This is a genomic window from Corynebacterium phoceense (assembly GCF_900092335.1).
Classification (GTDB): Bacteria; Actinomycetota; Actinomycetes; order Mycobacteriales; family Mycobacteriaceae; genus Corynebacterium; species Corynebacterium phoceense.
The window spans coordinates 968,631-991,233 of record NZ_LT596208.1 but is presented as its reverse complement, the minus strand read 5'-3'; the positions used below and the strand labels follow the sequence as shown (position 1 = coordinate 991,233).

The 22,603-nt window shown below is 63.1% G+C and carries 22 protein-coding genes, 1 tRNA gene and 2 pseudogenes; 17 read left to right on the top strand and 8 right to left on the bottom strand.

Annotated features, from left to right (window positions below):
* Positions 1-228 (bottom strand): annotated as a pseudogene (locus tag BN9444_RS14805) (hypothetical protein); the annotation flags it as partial.
* A 34-nt stretch (positions 229-262) separates the two neighbouring features.
* Here BN9444_RS14805 and BN9444_RS08770 point away from each other — a divergent pair.
* Positions 263-1,111, top strand: coding sequence for a DUF3097 domain-containing protein (locus BN9444_RS08770; RefSeq protein ID WP_066488223.1), 849 nt, complete (start codon positions 263-265; stop codon positions 1,109-1,111).
* Here BN9444_RS08770 and BN9444_RS08765 read toward each other — a convergent pair.
* Positions 1,108-1,707: a DNA-binding protein gene (locus BN9444_RS08765; protein ID WP_066488225.1), complete on the bottom strand. Its 600-nt coding sequence runs from the start codon at positions 1,705-1,707 to the stop codon at positions 1,108-1,110. The two genes, BN9444_RS08770 and BN9444_RS08765, sit on opposite strands and share 4 nt — an antisense overlap.
* 64 nt (positions 1,708-1,771) lie before the next feature.
* On the bottom strand, positions 1,772-2,494 hold the full coding sequence (locus BN9444_RS08760; protein WP_066488236.1) for a TVP38/TMEM64 family protein: 723 nt from the start codon (positions 2,492-2,494) through the stop codon (positions 1,772-1,774).
* Positions 2,495-2,733: 239 nt separating this feature from the next.
* Between BN9444_RS08760 and BN9444_RS08755 the strand changes: the two genes are divergently transcribed.
* From BN9444_RS08755 to BN9444_RS08740, 4 genes are all read left to right on the top strand, one after another.
* A complete protein-coding gene (locus BN9444_RS08755) occupies positions 2,734-4,275 on the top strand; it encodes a molybdopterin-dependent oxidoreductase (RefSeq protein ID WP_066488238.1) in 1,542 nt (513 codons plus the stop codon).
* 90 nt (positions 4,276-4,365) lie between these two features.
* A complete protein-coding gene (locus tag BN9444_RS08750; protein WP_066488240.1) occupies positions 4,366-4,611 on the top strand; it encodes a hypothetical protein in 246 nt (81 codons plus the stop codon).
* 267 nt (positions 4,612-4,878) lie between these two features.
* On the top strand, positions 4,879-5,547 hold the full coding sequence (locus BN9444_RS08745; RefSeq protein WP_068801784.1) for a DedA family protein: 669 nt from the start codon (positions 4,879-4,881) through the stop codon (positions 5,545-5,547).
* A gap of 265 nt (positions 5,548-5,812) precedes the next feature.
* The gene (locus BN9444_RS08740) at positions 5,813-7,177 is read left to right on the top strand and encodes a citrate:proton symporter (protein WP_066488255.1); all 1,365 of its coding nucleotides are present in this window, start codon (positions 5,813-5,815) and stop codon (positions 7,175-7,177) included.
* Between the two features lie 88 nt (positions 7,178-7,265).
* Here the strand turns inward: BN9444_RS08740 and BN9444_RS14295 are convergent, their stop codons facing one another.
* Positions 7,266-7,550, bottom strand: a complete 285-nt coding sequence (locus BN9444_RS14295; RefSeq protein WP_141681530.1) for a hypothetical protein — start codon at positions 7,548-7,550, stop codon at positions 7,266-7,268.
* A gap of 518 nt (positions 7,551-8,068) precedes the next feature.
* Positions 8,069-8,154, bottom strand: a tRNA-Leu gene (locus tag BN9444_RS08730).
* Between the two features lie 293 nt (positions 8,155-8,447).
* On the opposite strand from BN9444_RS08730, the gene BN9444_RS08725 reads away from it, so the two are divergent.
* Together BN9444_RS08725 and BN9444_RS08720 are read left to right on the top strand one after the other, a co-directional pair.
* Entirely contained in the window at positions 8,448-8,999 is a 552-nt protein-coding gene (locus tag BN9444_RS08725; protein ID WP_066488261.1) for a YbhB/YbcL family Raf kinase inhibitor-like protein, read from the top strand.
* A 1-nt stretch (position 9,000) separates the two neighbouring features.
* Positions 9,001-9,390 carry a hypothetical protein gene (locus BN9444_RS08720; RefSeq protein WP_083297826.1) on the top strand — a complete coding sequence of 130 codons (390 nt, stop codon included), beginning with the start codon at positions 9,001-9,003 and terminating at the stop codon, positions 9,388-9,390.
* A 66-nt stretch (positions 9,391-9,456) separates the two neighbouring features.
* On the opposite strand, the gene BN9444_RS08715 is transcribed toward BN9444_RS08720, so the two are convergent.
* Both BN9444_RS08715 and BN9444_RS08710 read right to left on the bottom strand, forming a co-directional pair.
* The gene (locus BN9444_RS08715) at positions 9,457-10,569 is read right to left on the bottom strand and encodes a quinone-dependent dihydroorotate dehydrogenase (RefSeq protein WP_066488268.1); all 1,113 of its coding nucleotides are present in this window, start codon (positions 10,567-10,569) and stop codon (positions 9,457-9,459) included.
* An 18-nt stretch (positions 10,570-10,587) separates the two neighbouring features.
* The gene (locus tag BN9444_RS08710) at positions 10,588-11,646 is read right to left on the bottom strand and encodes a WD40 repeat domain-containing protein (protein WP_231732318.1); all 1,059 of its coding nucleotides are present in this window, start codon (positions 11,644-11,646) and stop codon (positions 10,588-10,590) included.
* A 103-nt stretch (positions 11,647-11,749) separates the two neighbouring features.
* Between BN9444_RS08710 and BN9444_RS08705 the strand changes: the two genes are divergently transcribed.
* The 10 genes and pseudogenes from BN9444_RS08705 (at position 11,750) to BN9444_RS08660 (ending at position 21,417) form a co-directional block, all read left to right on the top strand.
* Complete coding sequence (locus tag BN9444_RS08705; RefSeq protein WP_141681583.1) at positions 11,750-12,577, top strand: undecaprenyl-diphosphate phosphatase; 828 nt, start codon at positions 11,750-11,752, stop codon at positions 12,575-12,577.
* 35 nt (positions 12,578-12,612) lie between these two features.
* Positions 12,613-13,790, top strand: a pseudogene (locus tag BN9444_RS08700) (cysteine--1-D-myo-inosityl 2-amino-2-deoxy-alpha-D-glucopyranoside ligase).
* Between the two features lie 24 nt (positions 13,791-13,814).
* A complete protein-coding gene (locus BN9444_RS08695; RefSeq protein WP_066488319.1) occupies positions 13,815-14,195 on the top strand; it encodes a hypothetical protein in 381 nt (126 codons plus the stop codon).
* Positions 14,195-14,899, top strand: a complete 705-nt coding sequence (locus BN9444_RS08690) for an HAD family hydrolase (protein ID WP_068801780.1) — start codon at positions 14,195-14,197, stop codon at positions 14,897-14,899. The genes BN9444_RS08695 and BN9444_RS08690 overlap by 1 nt, the downstream gene beginning before the upstream one ends.
* Positions 14,877-15,236 (top strand): HAD-IA family hydrolase, encoded by a 360-nt coding sequence (locus tag BN9444_RS14800; RefSeq protein ID WP_077210067.1) that lies wholly within the window; start codon positions 14,877-14,879, stop codon positions 15,234-15,236. The genes BN9444_RS08690 and BN9444_RS14800 overlap by 23 nt, the downstream gene beginning before the upstream one ends.
* 72 nt (positions 15,237-15,308) lie before the next feature.
* Positions 15,309-15,572, top strand: a complete 264-nt coding sequence (locus BN9444_RS08680; protein ID WP_066488287.1) for a phosphoribosyl-ATP diphosphatase — start codon at positions 15,309-15,311, stop codon at positions 15,570-15,572.
* Between the two features lie 39 nt (positions 15,573-15,611).
* Positions 15,612-16,457 carry an ATP phosphoribosyltransferase gene (gene hisG / locus BN9444_RS08675; protein WP_068801778.1) on the top strand — a complete coding sequence of 282 codons (846 nt, stop codon included), beginning with the start codon at positions 15,612-15,614 and terminating at the stop codon, positions 16,455-16,457.
* Positions 16,458-16,574: 117 nt separating this feature from the next.
* Entirely contained in the window at positions 16,575-18,137 is a 1,563-nt protein-coding gene (gene aspA, locus BN9444_RS08670; RefSeq protein ID WP_066488295.1) for an aspartate ammonia-lyase, read from the top strand.
* A 200-nt stretch (positions 18,138-18,337) separates the two neighbouring features.
* Positions 18,338-19,642 carry an anaerobic C4-dicarboxylate transporter gene (locus BN9444_RS08665; protein WP_066510565.1) on the top strand — a complete coding sequence of 435 codons (1,305 nt, stop codon included), beginning with the start codon at positions 18,338-18,340 and terminating at the stop codon, positions 19,640-19,642.
* Between the two features lie 104 nt (positions 19,643-19,746).
* A complete protein-coding gene (locus BN9444_RS08660; protein WP_068801777.1) occupies positions 19,747-21,417 on the top strand; it encodes a formate--tetrahydrofolate ligase in 1,671 nt (556 codons plus the stop codon).
* Between the two features lie 55 nt (positions 21,418-21,472).
* On the opposite strand, the gene BN9444_RS08655 is transcribed toward BN9444_RS08660, so the two are convergent.
* Positions 21,473-22,453, bottom strand: coding sequence for an HNH endonuclease signature motif containing protein (locus tag BN9444_RS08655; protein ID WP_141681529.1), 981 nt, complete (start codon positions 22,451-22,453; stop codon positions 21,473-21,475).
* Positions 22,454-22,603 lie beyond the last annotated feature (150 nt).

Below are 22,603 nucleotides of genomic sequence, written 5' to 3'. Positions count from 1 at the left end.
GAGGCGGAGGACGGGTTCGCCGGGCCCCTGGCCGAGGAGGGCATCGGTAGCGGCGCGCAGGCGCGCTAAGATGTCGCTGAACGCGGCGGAGCCGTAGGCCTCGGGGTAACCGCCGAGCTCCGTGAGAGCGTCAATGAGCTCGTCCGCGGGTTCGTGGCCGTGGAGCCAGGCTCCCAGCCAGACGGCAGAATTTTGCAGTGGGGACCAGACCTCGGCGCGCATATCCATAACACGGGCAGTGTAGTAGATAGACTGTCCCGCTATGAGCTTTGATTCCCGCGATCCCTATGGTGGAGACATTCTGGCAGGCCACAAACGCACACGCCCCAAGGAGTACCCGGTTGTGCCCGCACAACCGGGCATGGTTGTCGAAGTTGTCGGCGACGACTTCGTCGGTGCCGTGATGGGCGTGGACAAGACCGTTTACGGCCAGGTCATCCGCCTGGAGGACCGACATGGCGTGGAGCGCGTCTTCAACCTCGTGCCGGGCGGATTCCTGCTCGAAGGCCAGCAGGTGACACTTACGCGCTACGTGCCGAAGCAGGCGCTGCGTAAGTCGAACTCTGGCTCGCGTCGCGTGGAGAATGTCGAGGCTAAGGTCATCGCGCCGTCGCGAATCTGGGTCGAGGGTGTGCATGACGCCGCCATCGTGGAGAAGGTCTGGGGCCACGACCTGCGCGTCGAAGGCGTCGCCGTGGAATACCTCGAGGGCCTCGACAACCTGGAGGAACGCCTCGCCGAGTTCCAGCCGGGCCCGGGACGACGCGTGGGCGTGCTCGCTGACCACTTGGTGGAGGGGTCGAAAGAAACGCGCATGACGCAGGCGTTGGGGCCGGACGTTCTCGTTACAGGACACCCGTTCATCGATATTTGGGCGGCGGTGAAACCGGAACGCGTGGGGCTCAAGGCATGGCCTGACGTGCCCTACGGCGAGGACTGGAAGACCGGCATCTGCCAGCGCGTCGGCTGGTCTGATCCCAAGGATGGCTGGCGCCACGTGTATAACGCGGTGCACAGCTTCCGCGATTTGGATTCTTCGCTCATCGGGGCGGTGGAGCGGCTCGTCGACTTCGTGACAACGCCGGAGCTGCGGAAGGAAGACCTGCTCTAGGCTGGCTTATTCGCGCGCTCCATGACGTTGATGGCAAGCTGCCAGCCTGCCATTTCTGCTGCCCAGCCCGCGGCTTGGAGGCGCTGGGACATGGCCTGCTTGGAGATGCCGAGCTCGGCGGCCGCCTCGTTCTGGTTGAGGCCGCCGCGCACGAGGGCCGTGGCCTCGCGACCTTCGATGGTGCGCTTGTGCAGCACGTAGCCGAGCAAGGCAAAGACTGCTGCGATGTCCGAGGCCTCCGATGCGCGGCCGCGCGCACCGATCTTCGCGTAGACCTGCGCCGGGCGTGCGTTCTTGGGCAAGGATGCGGTGGCCGTCGCGCGGGTCGTGGCTTCATCTTCGGCAGCACCAGCGTCAGCACTCGGGGCAAGCGAGGGGGTTACGCCGATACCAATGGCCCAATCACCGTCGGCGAGCAGGGCCATGACGACGTCGCACACGCTGTGTGCCGAGTCAACGATGGCGCAGATGTCTTCGACTCCGAGCATCTCAAACTCGCCGACACCGTCGAGCGTCGCGAGCGCCTCCGCGGAGCGCTGAACGAGCTGGGCGCGGCGCACAGAACGGCCGCGATAACGGGCATGGACGGCAAGCATGATTCCTTGACATTCTTTCGGGCAGGACGAGAAACTGCGCTTAAGTCTAGTCTTTTGGCTTGATTTAGGGAAGTTCGCGGACGAGCTTAGCGTCGAGCACGAGACCTGCGATGCCGACGGCGGCGAGGACAACGGTGGCTGTGATGGCCCACGGGTTGAGGCCCGTGGTGAGCGTCTCACCAAAGAACACGCCCATAGCCGTGGTAGGGATGGACCCCAGCGCGGTCGCCAGGAGGAACTGCAGGAAGGGCACGGGTGTGAGTGCCGCAGCATAGTTCAAGATAGAGAAGGGCACGCCCGCGACCATGCGCAGGCTCGCGATGGCGAACCACCCGCGGCGCTCCAAGTGCGCGTTGAGCTTGAAGACCGCGGGGTGCACGAGCCGCGGGTGCATCCAGTCTCCGAGCAGGCGCCGCACCACGAGGAAAGAAATTGCCGCGGAGACGGAGAGGGCCGTGAGTGCGAGAAGCAGGCCTTCGACTGGGCCGAAAAGGATTCCCGCGGCGACCGTCCAGATAGTGCGGGGCAAAGGGAATAACGTAAGCGTGACGTAAGCCAGCCAGAAGACAATGGGGAACCAGGGATCGCAATGTGTCGCCCAGGAACGCAAGGTCGAGAGATCGGGAACGTCCACGAAGACGATAAATGCAACGACAATACCCAGGATGAACACAGCCTGAAGCCAATGTTTCAGGCTCCAGCCTTGAATGGTGCGGGCGGCATCGGCAAGCACGGTGCGCACAAAGTCTGCAAGCTGCCGGAGATAGGGCTGCCGTTCTTTCTTCACGGTCAGTGAGCTTAACCCACACGTCAGGCTGCAGACAGGGTGGCGCGCGGTGGCATATACGAATGTCTACTTGATCACTCAGGTTCCGCTAAGTTAGAAGGAAACGTGCTGCTCAGAGCGCTGTGCTTGCCGGCAACTCTGGGTGGCATATTTTTTCTACGGATTTTTTCGTATTTTTTCGCTCGCGTCTGGCAATATAAAACTTATAGCTTTCTCGTTCACCTATCTTAAGGACCCCCATGGATTACATTCTTGCCTTGGGAGACAACCCCGACTATCCCTTGTGGCTGCGCGCGACGCACCTCATCAACTTTATTTTGATGGGCATGCTGTTGCGCTCAGGTTGGGAAATGCTATCCTCTCTGCCGCGCCTTTGGTGGCGCAACGACTGCGCCCCTGGAACCGAGTGGCTCAAGTTCACCAAGCGTGAGCTGCCGAAGGAAGAGGGCGTGTACACCTCGCTCATGGATGAGAAGTCCATGTCGCCGCTGCTCTCCCTGCCAGGACGCGAAAATATTGGTCTCGGTCGTCACTGGCACGGCCTGTCCGTGATGCTCTGGGTGCTCAACGGGCTGGTGTACGTCATCCTGCTGTTCGCAACCGGCCTGTGGCGTCGCATCGTCCCCACCTCCTGGGACATTATCCCGGAGGCGTGGCACTCGCTGCTTACGTACCTGAGCTTTAAGACCCCCGACCTGGCGCTTTTCGATCCCTACGACGCGTTGCAACAGCTCGCTTATTTTGCAGTCATCTTCCTTATCGCTCCGTTCATGATGATTACGGGTGCGGGCATGTCGCCGGCGCTGCGTGAGAAGTTCCCTCGCTTCTTCAAGTTCTTGGGCGGCCACCAGAAGGCTCGCTCCCTGCACTTCATCGGCATGGTGATGATGTGCATGTTCATCATCATCCACGTCTTCCTCGTCTTCTTTGTCCACCGCGAGCACAACATGGTGCACATGGTCTTCGGCGACGTCACGCCGGAGCGCTACGCCCAGGCGTTTACGACGATGGTCATCACCATCGGCGTGGTCATTATCTTCTGGATCGGCCTGTCCTACTGGACGCTCGCGGACCGCGCCCGCGCACACCGCTTCGTCGTGGCCTTCACCGAGATCGGCCGCAAGATCTTCTTGAACTGGTTGCGCCCGTCCGCAGCGACACAGAAGGTCTACACCGAGCGCGATATTTCCGAGTTCCACTGGACCAACGGCCTGCCGCCTACGAAAGAGGAGTCCCCGGAGTGGACCGCATTCCGCAACAACGACTTCAAGGACTACGTCATCGAGGTCGCCGACGACGTCAACGGCACGTCGAAGACGGTCACGCTCGATGAGCTGCGTGCGCTGCCGCAGCACTCCTTTATTGCGACGCACACCTGTATGCAGGGGTGGTCTGCGACCTCGCGCTGGGAAGGTCCTCTCATGAAGGACGTCCTCGCCCTGCTCGGCGAGCGCCCGGCTGGCGCGCACTACGTCATGGTCGAGTCCTACGGCTTGGCACAGAAGATGTACGATAACCGTCCGCGCGAGCCGTTCTACGCGTGCTTCGACATCGACACGGCCATGGAAGACCACTCCATCCTCGCGATTGCCCGCAATGGTCACCCGGTCGACATTCACCTGGGCGCGCCAGTGCGTGCCCGAGTCGAGTCGAACCATGGCTACAAGGCCGTGAAGTGGGTCTCCAAGATTGCATGGATTGCCGACTACAAGGACATCGGCGACGGTCGCGGTGGCACCCGTGAGGACTCCGCGCTGCAGGCTTTCAACGGCCGCATCTAATATTCGGCCTGCGAATTGACGCCGTTCCCGCTCATAGCGGGGGGCGGCGTCGCCGTCGTTTTCTACGGCTAGACGTGTAGAATTTCCGTCATGTCGATTATTGTTTCCACTCATTACAAGGTCACCGGCGTCCACGACGACGATGACGTGCGCAAGGCACTGCAGTCCCTCTACGATATTTTCGCTGAGCACGGCCTGGGCCAGGCGACTTTCGAAATCCGTTCGCAGGACGACGTCAAGCTTATCATCAAGCACAAGGACGACGTCATCCCCAATGTCGCGGAGATGAATAAGGCCTTGGCGTCCGCGGGCAACTACGAAATCGTCTCGCGCTAACGACGCATTCCTTTAACGCAGAACACTGCCGCCGGTCACGGCGGCAATTCTTTTAGGCTGCCGTGAACTTCCTGGCAATATCGGGGGTATGCGGGTGTGGGTTAGGTTCGCACGGCGGGGAAGAGGATACTAGAGGAAACTCATTACTCGTCGCTGCAGTGGCGAGTCCATTTGGCGCCCGTGAGGACGCAGCCGCGCTCCGGGCTTGTGCATCCGGGGTCACGCGTCCTGGGCCTTTTTCAATTCCTAAAGGTGGATGCACCAGCCATGTCAAACCTCACTTCCTACCTCGACGCCGCGACGTTGCTCGAGGCTTTTGGCCCTTGGGTCATCGTCGGCATCGCGCTCGTCGTCTTCATTGAATCCGGTGTCCTGTTCCCGTTCCTGCCCGGCGACTCGCTGCTCGTCACGGCAGCCGTGCTGCGGGGTCAACTCAACGTCTCTATCTGGGCCCTGCTGATGGTAGGCTTCGTCGCCGCCTTCCTGGGCGACCAGGTGGGCTTCTGGCTGGGCCACAAGTTTGGGCGCAAACTCTTCAAGGCTGACGCCCGCCTGCTCAAGCTGCAGTATCTCCACGCTGCCGAAGAGTTCTTTGCCAAGCATGGACCGGCAGCGCTCGTGCTGGGGCGCTTTGTGCCCATCGTGCGCACGTACGTCCCCGTCGCAGCAGGCACGGCGCAGATGCCGTACCGCCACTTCATCGGCTGGAACGTCGCGGGCGCAGCTTTGTGGGTGCTGTCCATGAACTTGGTGGGAGTATTCCTGGGCAATATTCCGGGCATTGCAGACTCGATCGAAAAGATCATGCTCCTCATAGTTTTCATCTCAGTCGCGCCGATCATCATCAAGGCGTTGTATGAGCGCCACAAGTTGAAAAAGCGCGCCACCATCGTGGAGGAAACGCCAGCCGTACTCAGCGATAATACTGCGCGCTAAGCATCAGCTCATACCCACAACCGGACGCCGCCGTGGTGTCCGGTTGTGTTCGTTTTCGCCGAAGAATGAGCACGATGGCAGAGGAGAAGCAGCCTTGATCGGGGTACCAATGTGTATTTACGGAATATCCTTAGTAATCTCATTCACACCTGTTCTGCGCCGGTGAGGTGTGGCATAAGGGGCGTTACGGCGCTGGCCGCAACTGTGGCCAAAGAAAAGTTCTGAATCGATCAAGGTCGCCCAGCGACCGAGAAGGACGTTGAGCATGCAAACTTCACTCGGCCTCACCCTCATGGGCCTCGTGATTATCTTCCTTACGGTGGGAATCCTAATCCGCGGTAAGACGAACCCTATTGTTCCCATGACGCTTGTGCCGGTGGCTGGCGCGCTCCTGTGCGGCTACGGGCTGGGGGAGATCTCTGACTTCTTTAGCTCAGGTCTCGAATCCGTGATGAACGTCGTGGTGATGTTCATCTTCGCCATCATCTTCTTTGGCATCCTCCAAGACGTGGGTCTGTTTGTGCCGGTCATCCGGGCGCTCATCAGGGCGACGCGAGGCAACGTCATTGCGGTCACCATGGGTACGGCCGCCATTGCCATCGTGGCGCACCTCGACGGCTCCGGCTCGACGACGTTCCTGCTCACCATTCCCGCGCTGCTGCCGCTCTACAAGGCGCTTCGTATGTCGCGCTACATCCTCATTACAATCGTCGCCCTGTCGGCGTCCGTGATGAATATGCTGCCTTGGGGCGGCCCGCTCGGCCGTGCAGGCGCCGTCGTGGCCCAGGAACCCAATGACATCTGGGTCCACCTCCTTCCCATCCAGGGTGTCGCCGTCGTCATGGTCCTCCTCGTCGCCGCGGCCCTGGGCCTGCGCGAGCGGCGTCGTCTCGCGCGTCTGCGTGCCTCGGGTGAGTTCGAAGGCGACACTAACGTCGATGTCGAGCAGATTGCGCAGGCCTTCGCTGCGCAGCAGGCCGCCGATAAGGAGGCGCTCGGATTCCGTCACCGCACCGGCCGATGGGTCACCATCGTCAATATCGTGGTCGCACTGCTCATCCTCGTGGCGCTGCTCTCCGGCCTCATGCCGCCAGCCCCGGCGTTCCTCATCGGCACGACCATCGCACTCATCGTCAATTTCGAGGGCGCCTCCGAGCAAAGCGATGCGCTCCGTCGCCACGCCCCGAATGCGCTCGCCATGGCCGGGGTCATCCTCGCTGCCGCCATGTTCCTCGGCGTCCTCAACGAAACCGGCATGCTCGAGGAAATCGCGCTCACGCTCGTCAACATCCTCCCGGAGGAAGTCGGTCCGTACCTCCACGTCATCATCGGCGTCTTCGGCGTGCCGCTCGATCTCCTCACGTCGACGGATGCGTACTACTTCTCCGTGCTGCCCATCATTCAGGGCACCGTGGAAACGTACGGCATCACGGGCATGGGTGCCGCGTCGGCGCTCATCATCGGCAACGTCATTGGCACGTTCGTCTCGCCGTTCTCGCCGGCTCTGTGGCTCGCCCTTGGCCTCGCGGGGGCAAACATGGGCAAGTACCTCAAGATTGGCTTCCCGCTCGCGTGGGGCTTCTCCGTGGTCCTCGTCCTCGTCGCATTTTTGACGGGCATGCTGATGTAACAGCCGTCGCCCTTCTCCCAAGCCCGCCGTGCGCACGCTGTGCGCCGGCGGGTTTGGTGATCATCGCGCCTAAGCATCGGAGCCGTTCTTAACGGAGACCTGGGGTTTCTTCGCGCGATATAGCGGGCACAACCTGCAGAAATATCCAGGCGTAGGCCAAGGTTATTGCACCTATGCACAAGCCCACTGCGGCATGCGTCGTGGCAGGATCGGCGCCCGTGCTTATCTGCCACATACCCGCCGCACCGGCGACCGAGCCGAATGCGGCGGTGATGATATGCACGACGGAACGAGTCGCCGGCGACAAACAAAATAGTAGAAAGTGAAGGCCGACGATAACGGCGATGGCAGGCTGTATCAGATCGACGTTCATGCTACGGAGGAGATAGGCCGCGCCCCATATCACGAGAAATTCAACGCAGAACGCCACGGACACTATCCGGTTGGTCGCACGCCGTTCAGCGTGGTCTGCGGCACCTACAGGGTTTGTGGCCAGGGTTACCCGTTGGCGCCGGCGATGTAGGCGCAGGACGATTAATACAGCAGCGGCAATGAGTTCTAGCACTGCTAAGGCGGTGCCTACTGGATAGAGTCCTAGCGGCCAATGGACCCACAGGAAAGTGAATCCAATCATTATCCAGAATCCTAGGGTGCGCGAGTCCACGAGAGCAGTCCCTCCTTATCGAGGCGTAGGGAAAACGGGGCGGCCCCGGTGAGCAACAAAGACTAGGACACCAGGTCGTAGACGGGGCCAAGCCCGCGCAGTATCACTTTTGTGGAGAGCATATACGTCAACGGCAAGCGCGCCGCGACAATCGAAGACGACAGGGGAGTAAGGAGGGTACGGGAAAACCACGAAAGGCTCCGGAGTAATCCGGAGCCTTTGCTCTGTGCCCGAGGGGGGACTTGAACCCCCACGTCCGTTAATAGGACACTAGCACCTCAAGCTAGCGCGTCTGCCATTCCGCCACCCGGGCTGGGTGCTTCGGCCTTTCGACCTGGCTTGTGCTTTCAACCTCTCGGTTGGGCACTCGTAAAATATAGCCCGATTCAGAGCATGAGCACAAATCGGCAGGTCATTGACTATTTCTACGTACTTTAGGAGTGATTCTTGCGGCTTAGAACTTACAACGCTGCAACTTTGCCCACTGCGCGTGGGGAAATCGGCATTCCTGCGGCGGCCTGTGGGCCGGATTGTGCTCGAAAACGGCGCAGAATGTGGCGGGCCAATCTCCAGCACATATGGTGTGACATGAGGTACAAAGGAAGCATGATTTCTTACGCTGATGATCCCCGTTTCCCCGGACCCGACCCGTACGCCCCATTGCGCGATGTGCCGTCGTTCGAGTTGACCTCAGCGGACATCGAAGACGGCGCGGAGATTGCAGAGCGCTTCCGCGCTCCGGAGTCCGTCTCGCCCCAGCTGGCCTGGTCTGGTCTGCCAGAGGGCACTAAGTCCCTCGCCGTCACGTGCTACGACCCGGATGCGCCCACCGCGTCGGGCTTCTGGCATTGGGCAGCCTTCAACATTCCTGCCAACGTCACGGAGCTGCCCACAGGCGCAGGCGCCGCAGAAGACCTCGGCCTGGGCGGTGACGTGGTGAGCCTGCGCAACGACTCGGGCGCGCGCACCTACTACGGTCCCAACCCGCCAGCCGGCCATACGCCGCACCGTTACCTCTACGTCGTCCACGCCGTCGACGTGGAAAAGCTCGACATCGACCCGGATTCCACGGCCACCGTGCTTGGCTTTAATCTGCATTTCCACGCGCTCGGCCGCGCCATTCTCTGGGGCTGGTACGAGACCGTTGAGGAGGCCTGATATGGCCAAGACCATGCCCGGCACGGCGCCGGTGCCCGTGGCGCTGCGCGTCGGTGGCGCGTTCATGGCGCTTGCACTCGTCCTGCTGCTCTTTGGCGTGCTCTCGCTCGTCTCAGACGGTTGGATGGTGCCCTACGGTGTTTCGCCCCGTTTCTTGCTCATCGTCGCCGCAGCGGCGCTTGCAGGCGCCTTCGTGACTACGAGCACGGAACACCGCGGCTCGCCGGCCCAAGTTATCGGTTTGGTCGCCGCGCTGGCGCTCGTCATCGCCAGCCGCTTCGTGAGCGCCCAGGCCATCGGCCACATGGCGCAATACTGGCTGTTCCTCTATGCCGTAGCCGCTCTCCTGTGCGCGCTCGTCATCCGACGCTCGCTTATTCCTAAGGACTAGGAGAAAAAGCCACACGCCCCCGCGTCTTCCAACGAAGACGCGGGGGCGTTGCGTGCGCGTGGGGCCTTAGGCCTTCCAGGGGAGGCCAGAGCCGACGGCATCGGAAAGCGAGGCAAGGCCATGCGCGCGGACCTGGGCGGCGAGGCCAAGGTGGATGTCGCGGATCCAATCCGGGCCGCCATAGATGAGCGGCGTGTAGCCCTGCAGGAGCGAGGCGCCGGAGGTAATGCGCTCCCACGCCTGCTCCGGGGTGGAGATACCGCCCACGGCGATAAGGGCCAGCTTGTCACCCACGCGGGCGTGGAGACGGCGCAGGACCTCCAGTGCGCGGGCGGCGACGGGCGCGCCGGAGATGCCGCCGGCGCCCATGGCCTCGACCTCTTCGCGCGGAGTCTGCAGGCCCTCGCGCGAGATGGTGGTGTTGGTGGCGACAATGCCAGCCAGACCGAGGTCGACGGCGAGGTCGGCCACGGCGTCGACATCTTCATCGGAGAGATCCGGGGCGATCTTGACGAGGACCGGGACCTTCGTGGATTCCTGGACAGCGACGAGGATGGGGCGCAGGGATTCGACGGCCTGGAGGTCGCGTAGGCCCGGGGTGTTGGGGGAGGAGACGTTCACCACGAGGTAGTCCGCGAGGTCGCCTAAGACGGAGGCGGACTGGCGGTAGTTGGCGACGGCCTCCTCGGCAGGCACCACCTTGTTCTTGCCGATGTTGATGCCGATGACGTCGCTGTAGCGGCGCGCGCGGAGGTTCTGCGCGACCTTGGAGGCGCCGTCATTGTTAAACCCCATGCGGTTGAGGATGGCCTTGTCTGCGGGCAGACGGAACAGGCGCGGGGCTGGGTTGCCCGGCTGCGGCATGGCGGTGACGGTGCCGAGCTCGGCGTAGCCGAAGCCCACGGAGGTCCAGGCATCCGGCGCGGAGCCGTTCTTGTCGAAGCCGGCGGCCAGGCCCAGGGGACGCGGGAAGTGGACGCCGAAGACGTCCTGAGCGAGGACCGGGTCGTCGACAGCGAGTGCCTTGCCCAGGGCGCGGTTGACGGGGCCTAGCTTCTGCAGCCCGGCGAGGCCTTGGGAAATGATGGTGTGAATGCGCTCGGGCGAGAACTGGAACATGCCCTTGAGCGCGACGTGGTAGGCCTTGATGCGAAGGTCGTGGAAGCGGGAGGAGGTCATCGGAGAATCCTTAAGGGTTTAGGCGTCGAGCTTGGGGTCGGAGACGATTTGAAGGCCAGCGCCGGTGGCGGAGCCAAAGACCGCGATGCCGTCCTCGGTGACGGCCATGTGTTGGGCGTCGGCAACAGTGTCGACCTGTCCCTGGGGCTCGGGGACACCAGAAGCGATGCGGAAGGCCTGCGCCTTATTGTTGTCCGTCGTCGTGACCCACGCGAGCTGACGGCTGTCGTCCCAAGCGGTGGCCCACGGCATGCCGTCGGTGTTGCCAAACTGGTGGAGACGAATGACGTCCTCGGAGGTGTAGATGGCCACGCGCTTGCCCTCGGTGTCCGCGGCGACGAGGACGCCATGGTTGCCGGAAGAGATAAGGCCCACGCCTTGGCCGACGCGCAGGCGGCCGCCCTCGCGGGAGTTCTCCCAGTCGAGGTTCTGGATGGTGGTGTCAGCGCGCCAGACGCGCACGACGTTGTCAGTGCCGTCCTGGTTGCGCACGGCCACGAGCTGGTCGGTGGGGGCCTGGACCGAGAAGTCGTCAATGCGCTTATCGTCCTTGTAGACGGCGACCTCGCTCGCCTCGTGAGAAGAAACGAAGAGCTCGCCGGAGGAGGTGAGCGCTGCGGCGGTCACGGGGTAGGCTTCCTCGGTATTGACCATGCGTTTCTGGGTGGGGTCCGCGGCGTCGAAAATGCGCACGCGGTTGCCGCACGCGAGAACGAATTCGGTGTCGGTCGGCGTGAGGTCGCCGCACTGTGTGTCGACGTCGATGGCCGTGGCTTTCTTCGCCGTGAAATCGGCGGGGGTGCCGATGGTGAGCGTGTCCGGGGTGCGCACGGCGATATACTCACCGGCGGCCTCAATGTCCGTGATATCACCAAAGTCGATGACGTCGCCTGCGGGGTGAGCATCCTTCGGGGAGGGGGCAGGCGAGGCGTCGCCCATCTCCTCTACGTTGTCGTCTGCGGTCGTATTCGGCATGTCCGAGCACCCGGCCACCGCAGCGCCAGCCAGGCCCACAGCGAGGGCGGTGGCGGCGAACCGGCGGGCGGCAGGAGCGGACTTCTTCATCACTACAGTCACGTCGGGTTAGTCTAGCAGCGCAACCCCGCGTGGCAGAGCACCTCACATACAGAAAAGCCGGGTAGGGTGTCCTGTCGTGATTGAAGCAACCGCCGCCAGCGACATGTCCTGGCTCCAAGTCATTGTTCTCTCCGTCGTGCAGGGCCTCACCGAGTTTTTGCCGGTGAGCTCCTCGGGCCACCTGCGCATCGTCTCCACACTTTTCTGGGGCGAAGACGCTGGCGCGTCTTTTACCGCCGTCATCCAGCTCGGCACAGAGGCCGCCGTGCTCGTCTTCTTCGCGAAGATGATCTGGCAAATCCTCACCGGCTGGTTCCGTGGACTGTTCAATAAGGAGCAGCGCGGCCAGGATTACCGGATGGGCTGGATGGTCATCGCGGGTTCCATCCCAATCGGCATCATTGGCGTGCTCGCCAAGGACATCATCCGCGAGAACCTCCGCAACCTGTGGATCACTGCCGCGATGCTCATCGCGTTCTCCTTCGTCTTCATCATCGCGGAACGCACCTCCAAGAAAACGCGCGGCTTCGAGGACCTCACGATGAAAGACGCCCTCATCATGGGTCTGTGCCAGTGCCTCGCGCTCATCCCGGGCGTCTCGCGCTCCGGCGGCACCATCTCCGGCGGCCTCTTCCTCGGCCTCGACCGCGAGGTCGCCACGCGCTTTTCCTTCCTGCTCGCCATCCCGGCCGTGCTGGCCTCGGGACTCTTCTCGCTGCCGGACGCGTTTGACCCGGCGGCGGGACAGGCGGCATCGGGAGCCCAGCTGCTCGTGGGCACGCTCATCGCGTTCGTCATCGGCTACGCGTCGATTGCCTGGCTGCTCAAGTTCGTGGGCAACCACTCCTTCGAGTGGTTCGCGGCTTATCGCATCCCGGTGGGCATCCTCGTGATGATCCTGCTGGCCCTGGGCGTGCTGCAGCCCTTCTAGAAACGTTTAAAGCTTAAAGCGATAGGATAGTCACCATGCATTCTTGGCCCGTACCCGAATTCACCACGCTGCCGGGCACTCCGCAGCAGCTCCACCTCTATGACACCGCGAACCGCACCATTGCACCGGTGGAGGTCGAGGGTGATACCGCCGGCATGTATGTCTGCGGCATCACGCCCTATGACTCGACGCACCTGGGGCACGCGGCCACGTACCTCACGTTCGACCTCATCTACCGACAGCTGCTCGACAACGGTCACAAGGTCCACTATGTCCAGAACATCACGGACGTCGATGACCCTCTCTTCGAGCGCGCCGAGCGTGACGGCGTGGACTGGCGTGAGCTGGGCACCTCCCAGATCAACCTCTTCCGTAACGACATGGAGCTGCTCTCGGTCTTCCCGCCGCAGGACTACATCGGTGCGATGGAGGCCATCGACGAGGTCATCGACATGGTTCAAAAGCTCCTCGACAACGGCGCGGCCTATGTCGTGGACGACGCGGAGTTCCCAGACGTCTACGCATCCATCGACGCCACCGCGAACTTCGGCTACGAGTCGAACTACTCGCGCGAGCAGATGATGGAGTTCTTCCGCGAGCGCGGCGGCGACCCGGACCGCGCAGGCAAGCACGACCCCCTCGACGCGCTGGTGTGGNGCACATCGAGTGCTCCGCCATCGCCACCAATCGCCTGGGCAAGAACTTCACCGTCCAGGGCGGCGGCAGCGACCTCATCTTCCCGCACCACGAGTTCTCCGCCGCGCATGCGGAGGCCGCCCTGCACTCCGAGCGCATGGCCGACTTCTACGTGCACACCGGCATGATCGGCCTCGACGGCACAAAGATGTCCAAGTCCCTGGGCAACCTCGTCTTCGTCCACAAGCTGGTGGAGGCCGGCCACGACCCCTCGGCCATCCGCCTCGGCGTCTTCGCGGGCCACTACCGCACGGAGCGCGACTGGTCAGACGGCGTCCTCACGGACGCCGCGGACCGCTTGACCAACTGGCGCGAGGCCCTCAACCACCCAGGCTCACGCGAGCTTGCCGATGCCCTCGTCGCGACGTTGCGTGAGCATCTCGCCGCCGATCTGGACACGCCGGGCGCTCTGGCCGCGGTGGACGAGTGGGCATCGGCAAGCCGGGGCTCCGATGAGGAGACCGCGGGCGAGCTGGTATGCGCGGCACTTAATTCGCTCCTCGGCGTGCGGGTGTAAGAAAAATAGGGGACAATGGCGCTCATGAGCATTCGCGCCGACTTCCAATCCACCGTCGACGAATTCATCGCCGACCTCACGTCCTTCGCTACTGGCTCGTACCTCAAGGAGGACGAGAAGGAATTCTGGGACCAGCCCTTTGACCCGGCGGTACTGCCGCAGCTGCGCAGCCTCCTCGAAGGCTTCCTGGACAACCTCGACAAGGTGCCGGATGACCCGGATGGGGAGACCATCGCCGCCGTCGCGGTGCCCTTCGTTGAGTCGCTGGAGTCCTTCAACGCGGCCCACGCGGGCGCGGTCATCGAGCCGGAGGAGAAGGAAGACCTCGCGGCCTTTATGCATGACGCAGCCGCGGCCACTGGCGCGGACGACGAGGCGCTGCGCGCGCTGCCCGAGCTCGACTAATGGGGCGGCCGCAGGCAATCTTCTGGGACATGGATGGCACCCTCACGGACTCTGAGCCGCTGTGGGAGAAAGCCACGTACCGCATGGCCGCGTTGCTCGGCCGAGAACTCACGCCCGAGGTGCGCGAACGCACCGTGGGCGCAAGTTTCCCCAACACTTTCCGCATCTGCTGCGAATGGGCCGGTTTTACGCCCGCGCACGGCGACTATGAGCGTTACCGCGACGACTCTTTCGAGTATGTCGCCTCGCTGTATCAGTCCCAGGACACCGTGTTTCCCGGCGTTCGCGCGCTACTGTCTGAACTGCAGGCGGACGGCGTGCCCATGTTCGTGACCACGAATACGGAACGCGCCGTGGCTATCGACGTCGTCGAGTCCATCGGGCGGTCCTACTTCGTCGACGTCATCTGCGGAGACGACGTGCCCGTGGGCAAGCCAGACCCGGCGATGTACCTCGAGGCAGCACGCCGCGCTGGCGCCCCTCCCGCGGACTGTCTCGTGCTCGAGGATTCCGCGACGGGCATGCGTGCTGCCGTCGACGCGGGGTGCCGCACGATCGGCCTGCCGCTCGATGACACGGTCACTGTGCCAGCGGCGGCCGTGCCTATCGCAACGCTCCGCGGGGACGACCCGCGCGCTCGTCACCTCGACGGAGTGGCGGCGGCGGGTCTCTACCGCCGGGTTGCGCAGCTGCCCACGCCCTAGGTTTTGGGNCATCGGGCGGTCCTACTTCGTCGACGTCATCTGCGGAGACGACGTGCCCGTGGGCAAGCCAGACCCGGCGATGTACCTCGAGGCAGCACGCCGCGCTGGCGCCCCTCCCGCGGACTGTCTCGTGCTCGAGGATTCCGCGACGGGCATGCGTGCTGCCGTCGACGCGGGGTGCCGCACGATCGGCCTGCCGCTCGATGACACGGTCACTGTGCCAGCGGCGGCCGTGCCTATCGCAACGCTCCGCGGGGACGACCCGCGCGCTCGTCACCTCGACGGAGTGGCGGCGGCGGATCTCTACCGCTGGTTTGCGCAGCTGCCCACGCCATAGTTTTTGGTAGACCAAAAGAAATACGGGGGCAATCACTGCGGGCCCAGTGTGGGGGTGCAATAATGAGGCACTATGAAGAATTTTGATGAGCTTTTTGCCGAAATTTCCGCCAAGGCCGCCGCGCATGAGGCTGGCTCAGGCACCGTGGACGCCCTCGACAAGGGCGCCCATTTCATTGGCAAGAAGATCATCGAGGAGGCTGGCGAAGTCTGGATCGCCTCCGAGTACCAGTCCGACGCCGAGCTCGCGGAAGAAATGTCGCAACTCATGTACTGGACCCAGGTCATGATGGTCAAGCGCGGTCTCACCCCCGACGACATCTACAAGTATCTCTAGTACAAGCATTTCTAGAACCACAGGGGAGTTCATCCAACCATGATTAAAGTCGCCGTCCCCAACAAGGGATCACTGTCTGAAGCCGCCACATCTATCCTCGCCGAAGCTGGCTACAAGGGCCGCGGCATGAACAAGGTCCTCAACATCGTCGATGACGTCAACGATGTGGAGTTCTTCTTCCTGCGTCCCAAGGACATCGCCATCTACGTCGCCTCCGGCATGCTCGATTTGGGTATCACCGGACGCGACCTCGCCGCCGACTCGCGCGCCGACGTCCAGGAAATCCTCGACCTCGGATTCGGCTCGTCCACCTTCCGCTATGCCAGTGTCGCTGGTGAGGACTGGAGCATTGACAAGCTTGAGGGCAAGCGTATCGCCACGTCGTATCCGAATATCGTCCGTCAGGACCTGAAAGATCGCGGGCTCAACGCCGAGGTCATCCGTCTGGACGGCGCGGTGGAGATTTCCATCCGCTTGGGCGTCGCGGACGCCATCGCCGATGTCGTCTCCACCGGCACGACGCTGCGCCAACAAGGCTTGGCCCCTTTCGGCGATCCCATCGTCACCTCCGAGGCCATCGTCATAAAGCGCTCGGGCGTTGAGGTCACTGCCGAGGAGCAGGTCGTGTTGGGCCGTATCCAGGGTATTCTCCACGCCCGCAACTACCTCATGCTCGACTACAACGTGGCGCAGGACAACCTCGCCGCCGCGGCGGCCGTCACGCCGGGCCTTACCGGCCCCACGGTCTCGCCGCTCAATCGCGAGAACTGGGTAGCGGTGCGCGCCATGGTGCCCAAGCGCGAAGCCAACCAGATTATGGATAAGTTGGCCGCCCTCGGCGCCGAGGCCATCCTCGCGTCCGACTTGCGGATTGCGCGAATTTAAACCCCATATCCGGGGGGTAATCCGGCCATCGCGGCCTAGGTCTGCGCGAATAGCACTACGATGGTGGGGGTTGTAAAACACTTACCCACCCTCGAGTACTAGGAGTTGTAGACCAAAATGGCTAAAACCTCCAAGAAGGCCGAAGAGACCACCGCGAAAGTCGAAGCAACGGCTGCTGACACGGCCAAGAAAGCTGATGTGACGACCCCGGCTCCTGAGGCCGCCAAGGAAGAGAAGTCGGCGAAGAAGTCTGCCTCGAAGAAAACCCGCACCGAGACCGACCTGCTCGGCGACATGGAAGTTCCGGCTGACGCGTACTACGGCGTCCACACGCTGCGCGCCATGGAGAACTTCCAGATTTCCTACGTCACCATCAACACCATCCCGGACTTCATCCGCGGCATGGTGCAGGTGAAGAAGGCCACCGCAATGGCCAATCGCCGCCTCCACGTCCTCCCCAAGAAGAAGGCCGAGGCCATCATCTGGGCCTGCGACCAGATCCTCGAAGAAGGTCGCTGCATGGACCAGTTCCCGCTCGACGTCTTCCAGGGCGGCGCGGGCACCTCGCTCAACATGAACACGAACGAGGTGGTGGCAAACCTCGCGCTCGAGCACCTCGGCGAGGAGAAGGGCCGCTACGACATCATCAACCCCAACGATGACGTCAACATGTCCCAGTCCACGAACGACGCATACCCGACCGGTTTCCGCCTCGGCGTCTACTCCTCGCTGGATAACCTCATCGAGCGCATCGACGCCCTGCAGCAGGCCTTCAACGACAAGGGCAACGAGTTCCAGGACATCCTCAAGATGGGCCGCACCCAGCTGCAGGACGCCGTGCCCATGACGCTCGGCGACGAATTCAAGGCCTTCGCGCACAACCTGGCCGAGGAGCAAAGCGTGCTCCGCGATGCGCAGGCACGCCTGCTGGAGATCAACCTGGGCGCCACTGCCATCGGTACCGGCGTCAACACCCCGGCCGGCTACCGCAGCCAGGTCACCGCGGCGCTCGCCGAGGTCACTGGCCTCGAGATCAAGACCGCCCGCGATCTCATCGAGGCTACCTCGGACTGCGGCGCCTACGTGCTCGTCCACTCCGTCATCAAGCGCGCGGCCATGAAGCTGTCCAAGATCTGCAACGACCTGCGTCTGCTTGCCTCCGGCCCGCGCGCTGGCCTCGCCGAGATCAACCTGCCGCCGCGTCAGGCCGGTTCCTCCATCATGCCGGGTAAGGTCAACCCGGTGATCCCGGAGGTCGTCAACCAGGTCTGCTTCAAGATTTTCGGCAACGACCACGTCGTCACCATGGCCGCCGAGGCCGGCCAGCTCCAGCTCAACGTCATGGAGCCGGTCATCGGCGAGGCGCTCTTCCAGTCCATCCGCATCATGGGCAACGCCGTCGACACGCTCCGCGAGAAGTGCGTCACCGGCATCACCGCCAACGCCGATGTCTGCCGCGCCTACGTGGAAAACTCCATCGGTATCGTCACGTACCTCAACCCGTTCATCGGCCACCATAATGGCGACATGATCGCCAAGGAGTCGCTAAAGACCGGCAAGGGTGTGCGCGACCTCATCCTGGAGAAGGGCTTGCTCGACGAGGCCACGCTCGACAAGGTCCTGTCCGTCGAGAACCTCATGCACCCGGAGTTCCGCGGTCAGTTCTACATCGACGACTAAACCGCCCGTACTCCGCACACGCCCCGTCCGCGCCGCACCCTGGCGCCGGCGGGGCGTTGCGCGTGTGGGAAACAACACAAACGGGCCCAAATCGTGTCCGAAAGTATTCTATTCAGTCGCCGCGGTGGAAGAATAGGGGATAAGCGCGGCCCACGGAAGCCGCCATCCACCACTCACTTCTTTCTTTGAGAGGACTTCTCGTGGTTATTGTTCACATCCTCATCGTCCTCGCGGCGATCGTCCTGGGCGCCCGCCTCGGCTCCATCGGCATCGGCATGGCCGGCGGCCTGGGCGTCCTGCTCCTCGGCGCCACCGGCATCCCAGTTACGCGCGAGGATATCCCGTTCGACGTCATCGGCATCATCATGACCGTCATCGCCGCCATCGCCGCTATGCAGCGCGCGGGCGGCATGGACTACCTCGTCCACATCGCCGAACGTTTCCTACGTAAATCCCCGAAGCGCGTGACCTACTACGCGCCTATCGTCACCTGGCTCATGACGGTGCTCGCCGGCACCGGCCACACGGCGTTCTCCACGCTCCCCGTCATCGTCGAGGTCGCCAAGGAAGGCAACGTCCGCCCGTCGCGTCCGCTGTCCATCGCCGTGGTCGCCTCCCAGATGGCCATCGTGGCCTCGCCGATTTCGGCGGCCGTGGTCTTTATGGCCAGCGCCGTCGAGCCGCTCGGCGTGGGCTACCTCCAGCTCCTCGCCGTCGTCATCCCCGCGACCTTCCTGTCCATCTTCCCAGCGGCGTGGCTTGCCAACCGCATGGGCGCCGAGCTTGCCGATGACCCCGTCTACCAGGAGCGCATGGCCGCCGGCCTCGTCAAAAAGTCGGAGGCATCGACCTACGTCCCGACCAAGGAAGCCAAGACCTCGGTGTGGATCTTCCTCGTTGCCATCCTCGTCGTCATGGCATGGGCCACGCTTACCTCGGACCAGCTGGGGCTTATCTCGGACCCGACACTGCCGCGTAACGAAGCGATTATGACCATCATGCTCACCGCTGCGACGGTCATCTTGCTCATCACGAAGGTCCCGGCCGTGGACGTCCTCAACACTCCGGTGTTCAAGTCCGGCATGTCCGCGTCCATCTGCGTGCTCGGTGTGGCGTGGCTCGGCACGACGCTCATTAACTACTACATGGAGGACATCAACTCCATCGCGGGTTCCACGCTGGAGACCTCGCCGTGGCTGCTCGCTGTCGTCCTCTTCTTCGCCGCGGCCCTGCTGTACTCGCAGGCTGCGACCGCGAAGGCCATCGTTCCGGCTGCTCTCGCGCTCGGCGTCTCTCCGCTGACCGCCGTCGCCGCGTTCCCGGCCGTCTCTGCGCTGTTTATCCTGCCGACCTACCCGACGCTGCTCGCGGCCGTCGAGATGGACGACACGGGCTCGACGCGCATCGGCAAGGCCGTGTTCAACCACCCGTTCCTCATTCCGGGCACAGTGTCCATCGTGGTCTCGGTTCTGCTCGGTTACGCCTTCGGCGCCGTGCTGCTCTAGTCGCCCCCGTTCGGGGCCGCGCGGGCATGAGAATCTCGTCTCATGCCCGCTTTTGCGTACCTGGACCCCACCGCGGCCCATGTGTGCTGGTTACTATTTAAGACATGACAACACAGCCATCCGACGTTGAAATCGCACAAGCACACCCACTCAAGCCGATTACGGAGATCGCCGCCACCGCTGGCATCCCCGACGCCGCACTCATTCCTTATGGCACCACCAAAGCCAAGGTCGACATCACCGCACTCGAGTGCGTCGAGCCCGCCGAGGGCAAGATCGTTCTCGTCACCGGCGTCTCGCCCACGCCGGCGGGCGAAGGCAAATCCACCGTGCTCATCGGGCTTGCCGATGCCTTCTCGCAGCTCGGCGAGCGCACCGTCGTCGCCCTGCGCGAGCCCTCCCAGGGCCCGGTCATGGGCATCAAGGGCGGCGCGGCCGGGGGCGGCTATTCGCAGATCGTCCCGATGGAGGACATCAACCTGCACTTCACCGGCGATTTCCACGCCATCTCGGCGGCGACGAACACGCTGGCGGCCATCATCGACAACCACATCCACCAGGGCAACGAGCTGAACATCGATCCGCGTAAGGTGACGTGGCAGCGCTGCATCGACGTCAACGACCGCGCGCTGCGTCATGTCGTCACGGGTCTGGGCGGCCCGACGCATGGCGTCCCGGCGGAGACCGGATTCACCATTACGGCGGCATCGGAAATCATGGCCATCCTGTGCTTGGCCACCTCGCTGAAGGATCTGAAGAAGCGCCTGGGCGACATCACGGTCGGCTTCACCTACGACGGCGAGCCCGTCACCGCCCGCCAGCTGCAGGCAGAGGGCGCGCTCACCGCGCTCATGCGCGACGCGCTCAACCCGAACCTCGTCCAAACCCTCGGTGGCACCCCGGCCTTCGTCCACGGCGGCCCGTTCGCCAATATCGCGCACGGCTGCAACACGCTGCTGGCCACCCAGACCGCCCAGAAGTTCGGCGACGTCGTGCTCACCGAGGCTGGCTTCGGCGCGGACCTCGGCGGCGAGAAGTTCATGGACATCAAGTCGCGCTTCGGCCATCTCGACGTCGCGGGCGCCGTGGTCGTCGCGACTATCCGCTCCCAGAAGTACAACGGCGGGCAGGCTCGCGAGGATCTCACCACCGAAAATCTCGAGGCTCTCAAGGCCGGCGTCATCAACCTTGAGCGCCACGTGGAAAACATCCGCAAGTTCGGCGTCAAGCCGGTCGTGGCGCTCAACCTGTTCTGGTCCGACACCCAGGCCGAGCGCGACTTCATGCGCGAGTGGGCTAAGGGCTTCGACGTCGCGCTCGCCGAGTGCAGCGTCTGGTCGGACGGCGGCGCCGGAGCGCTCGATCTCGCGCAGACGGTCCGCGACAACTTTGTGAAGGGGGAGTCGAAGCAGCTCTACGATCCCGCAGCTGGCATCGAAGCCTCCATTGAGACCATCGCGCACGAGCTCTACCGCGCATCGTCGGTTGAGTACGGCCCCAAGGCGAAGAAGGACCTCCAGTACATCAAGGACAACGGCTGGGAGGAATTCCCCGTCGTCATCTCCAAGACGCAGTACTCATTCTCCGATGACCCGACCGCTCTCGGCGCACCCATGGGCCACACCCTTCACGTCCGCGAGCTGCTTCCGCGCACCGGCGCCGGCTTCATCGTGGCGCTCACCGGTGACGTCATGACCATGCCGGGCCTGCCCAAGCAGCCGGCCGCCAACCGCATCGACGTGGCACAGGACGGCACGATCTCCGGCCTGTTCTAAAACCACGACGTCTAGCCCCATCGGCGATGTCGATGGGGGTTTCGCGTGTGTTTCGTTAGCAGATGATGGGGTCGCCGTAGGCTGGCTGGAACCAGATGCGGCCTTGGTCGTCTTTCCAGTAGCTATCGCCGTCGGCCTTCTTCCCGTTGTGATACCTACACAGTGGCATCAAATTATCCAGGACGGAGAGCCCGCCTTTGTTGACGGCTACGATGTGGTCGTTCTCGCAGCGGTCTCGCGGCACGTGGCAGTTCGGGTTCAAGCACTCGAGGTAGACCGCGGTATTCATATCGATGGCCTTCTTCGTGAACTCTCGGCCGTAGTAGTTGTCGATCGGCTCGCCGCGCCAGTTGATGATGGTCGCTTGGAAGTACGGCGCCACCTTTTCCTGCAACAGTTCCGCGCCGGTGCGCACTGAGCCATCCGAGGCGCGGATGGTGACGTCTTCGCCTTCGCCGCGGCTAATCTTGTCCATCTCGTCGAGTTTGAGCACGACGTGGACCATGCGTCGCGGCGGCGCGAGCGTGGTTTCGCCTTCGACGAATTCTTTGAAGCCGTCCAAAAGCTTCTCTCGGGATTTCGGGGTCACGCCGGGCAGGCCGTTGGCGAAGTCGAGGAGTCGTTGGTCCTTGGTGAAGATGGTCAAGCGTGCCCACCCGTCTGGGGATTGGGTCAGCCGGGCGTATTCCTCTTTGGGCTTCTTCTCAATGTGTTTGGCAGCAACAGCGGGAATGTCTTCGGCGGCGGTGTCCGCGAGCAGTGCGCGCAGTGTGTCCTTGTTGGGGGCGGAGGCGATGAGGTTCTCGATCTTTTCCAGTACGCGTAGCGGGTGCTTGCGGCGGATCGCCGCCGCTCGGGCTTCGGCTTGGAGGGTCGTGGCCTTCGTGTTGCCGTAGTAGACCTTGTGCAGGCGGCGCACGAGAAGCGCGTCGGGGCGGGCGACACCGAGGGCGAGGATGTCTTTGAGCGACATGCCGGCGGCGTCGGGAAGCGAGGCAACGCCGAGGGTAAGAGCTGCGAAGAGAGAAACTGTCATGCCCCAGAAGCTAAAGGCACGCGGCACACAATGCTAGGGGAACATATTTTCCTGTGGACAACCTGCGCCGGTTGCCCAATAGAGTGGGCGAAATTCGGGGAGTTATCCACAGAAACTAACGCTTCTCACGAGCATCTCAGTTTTACCGGC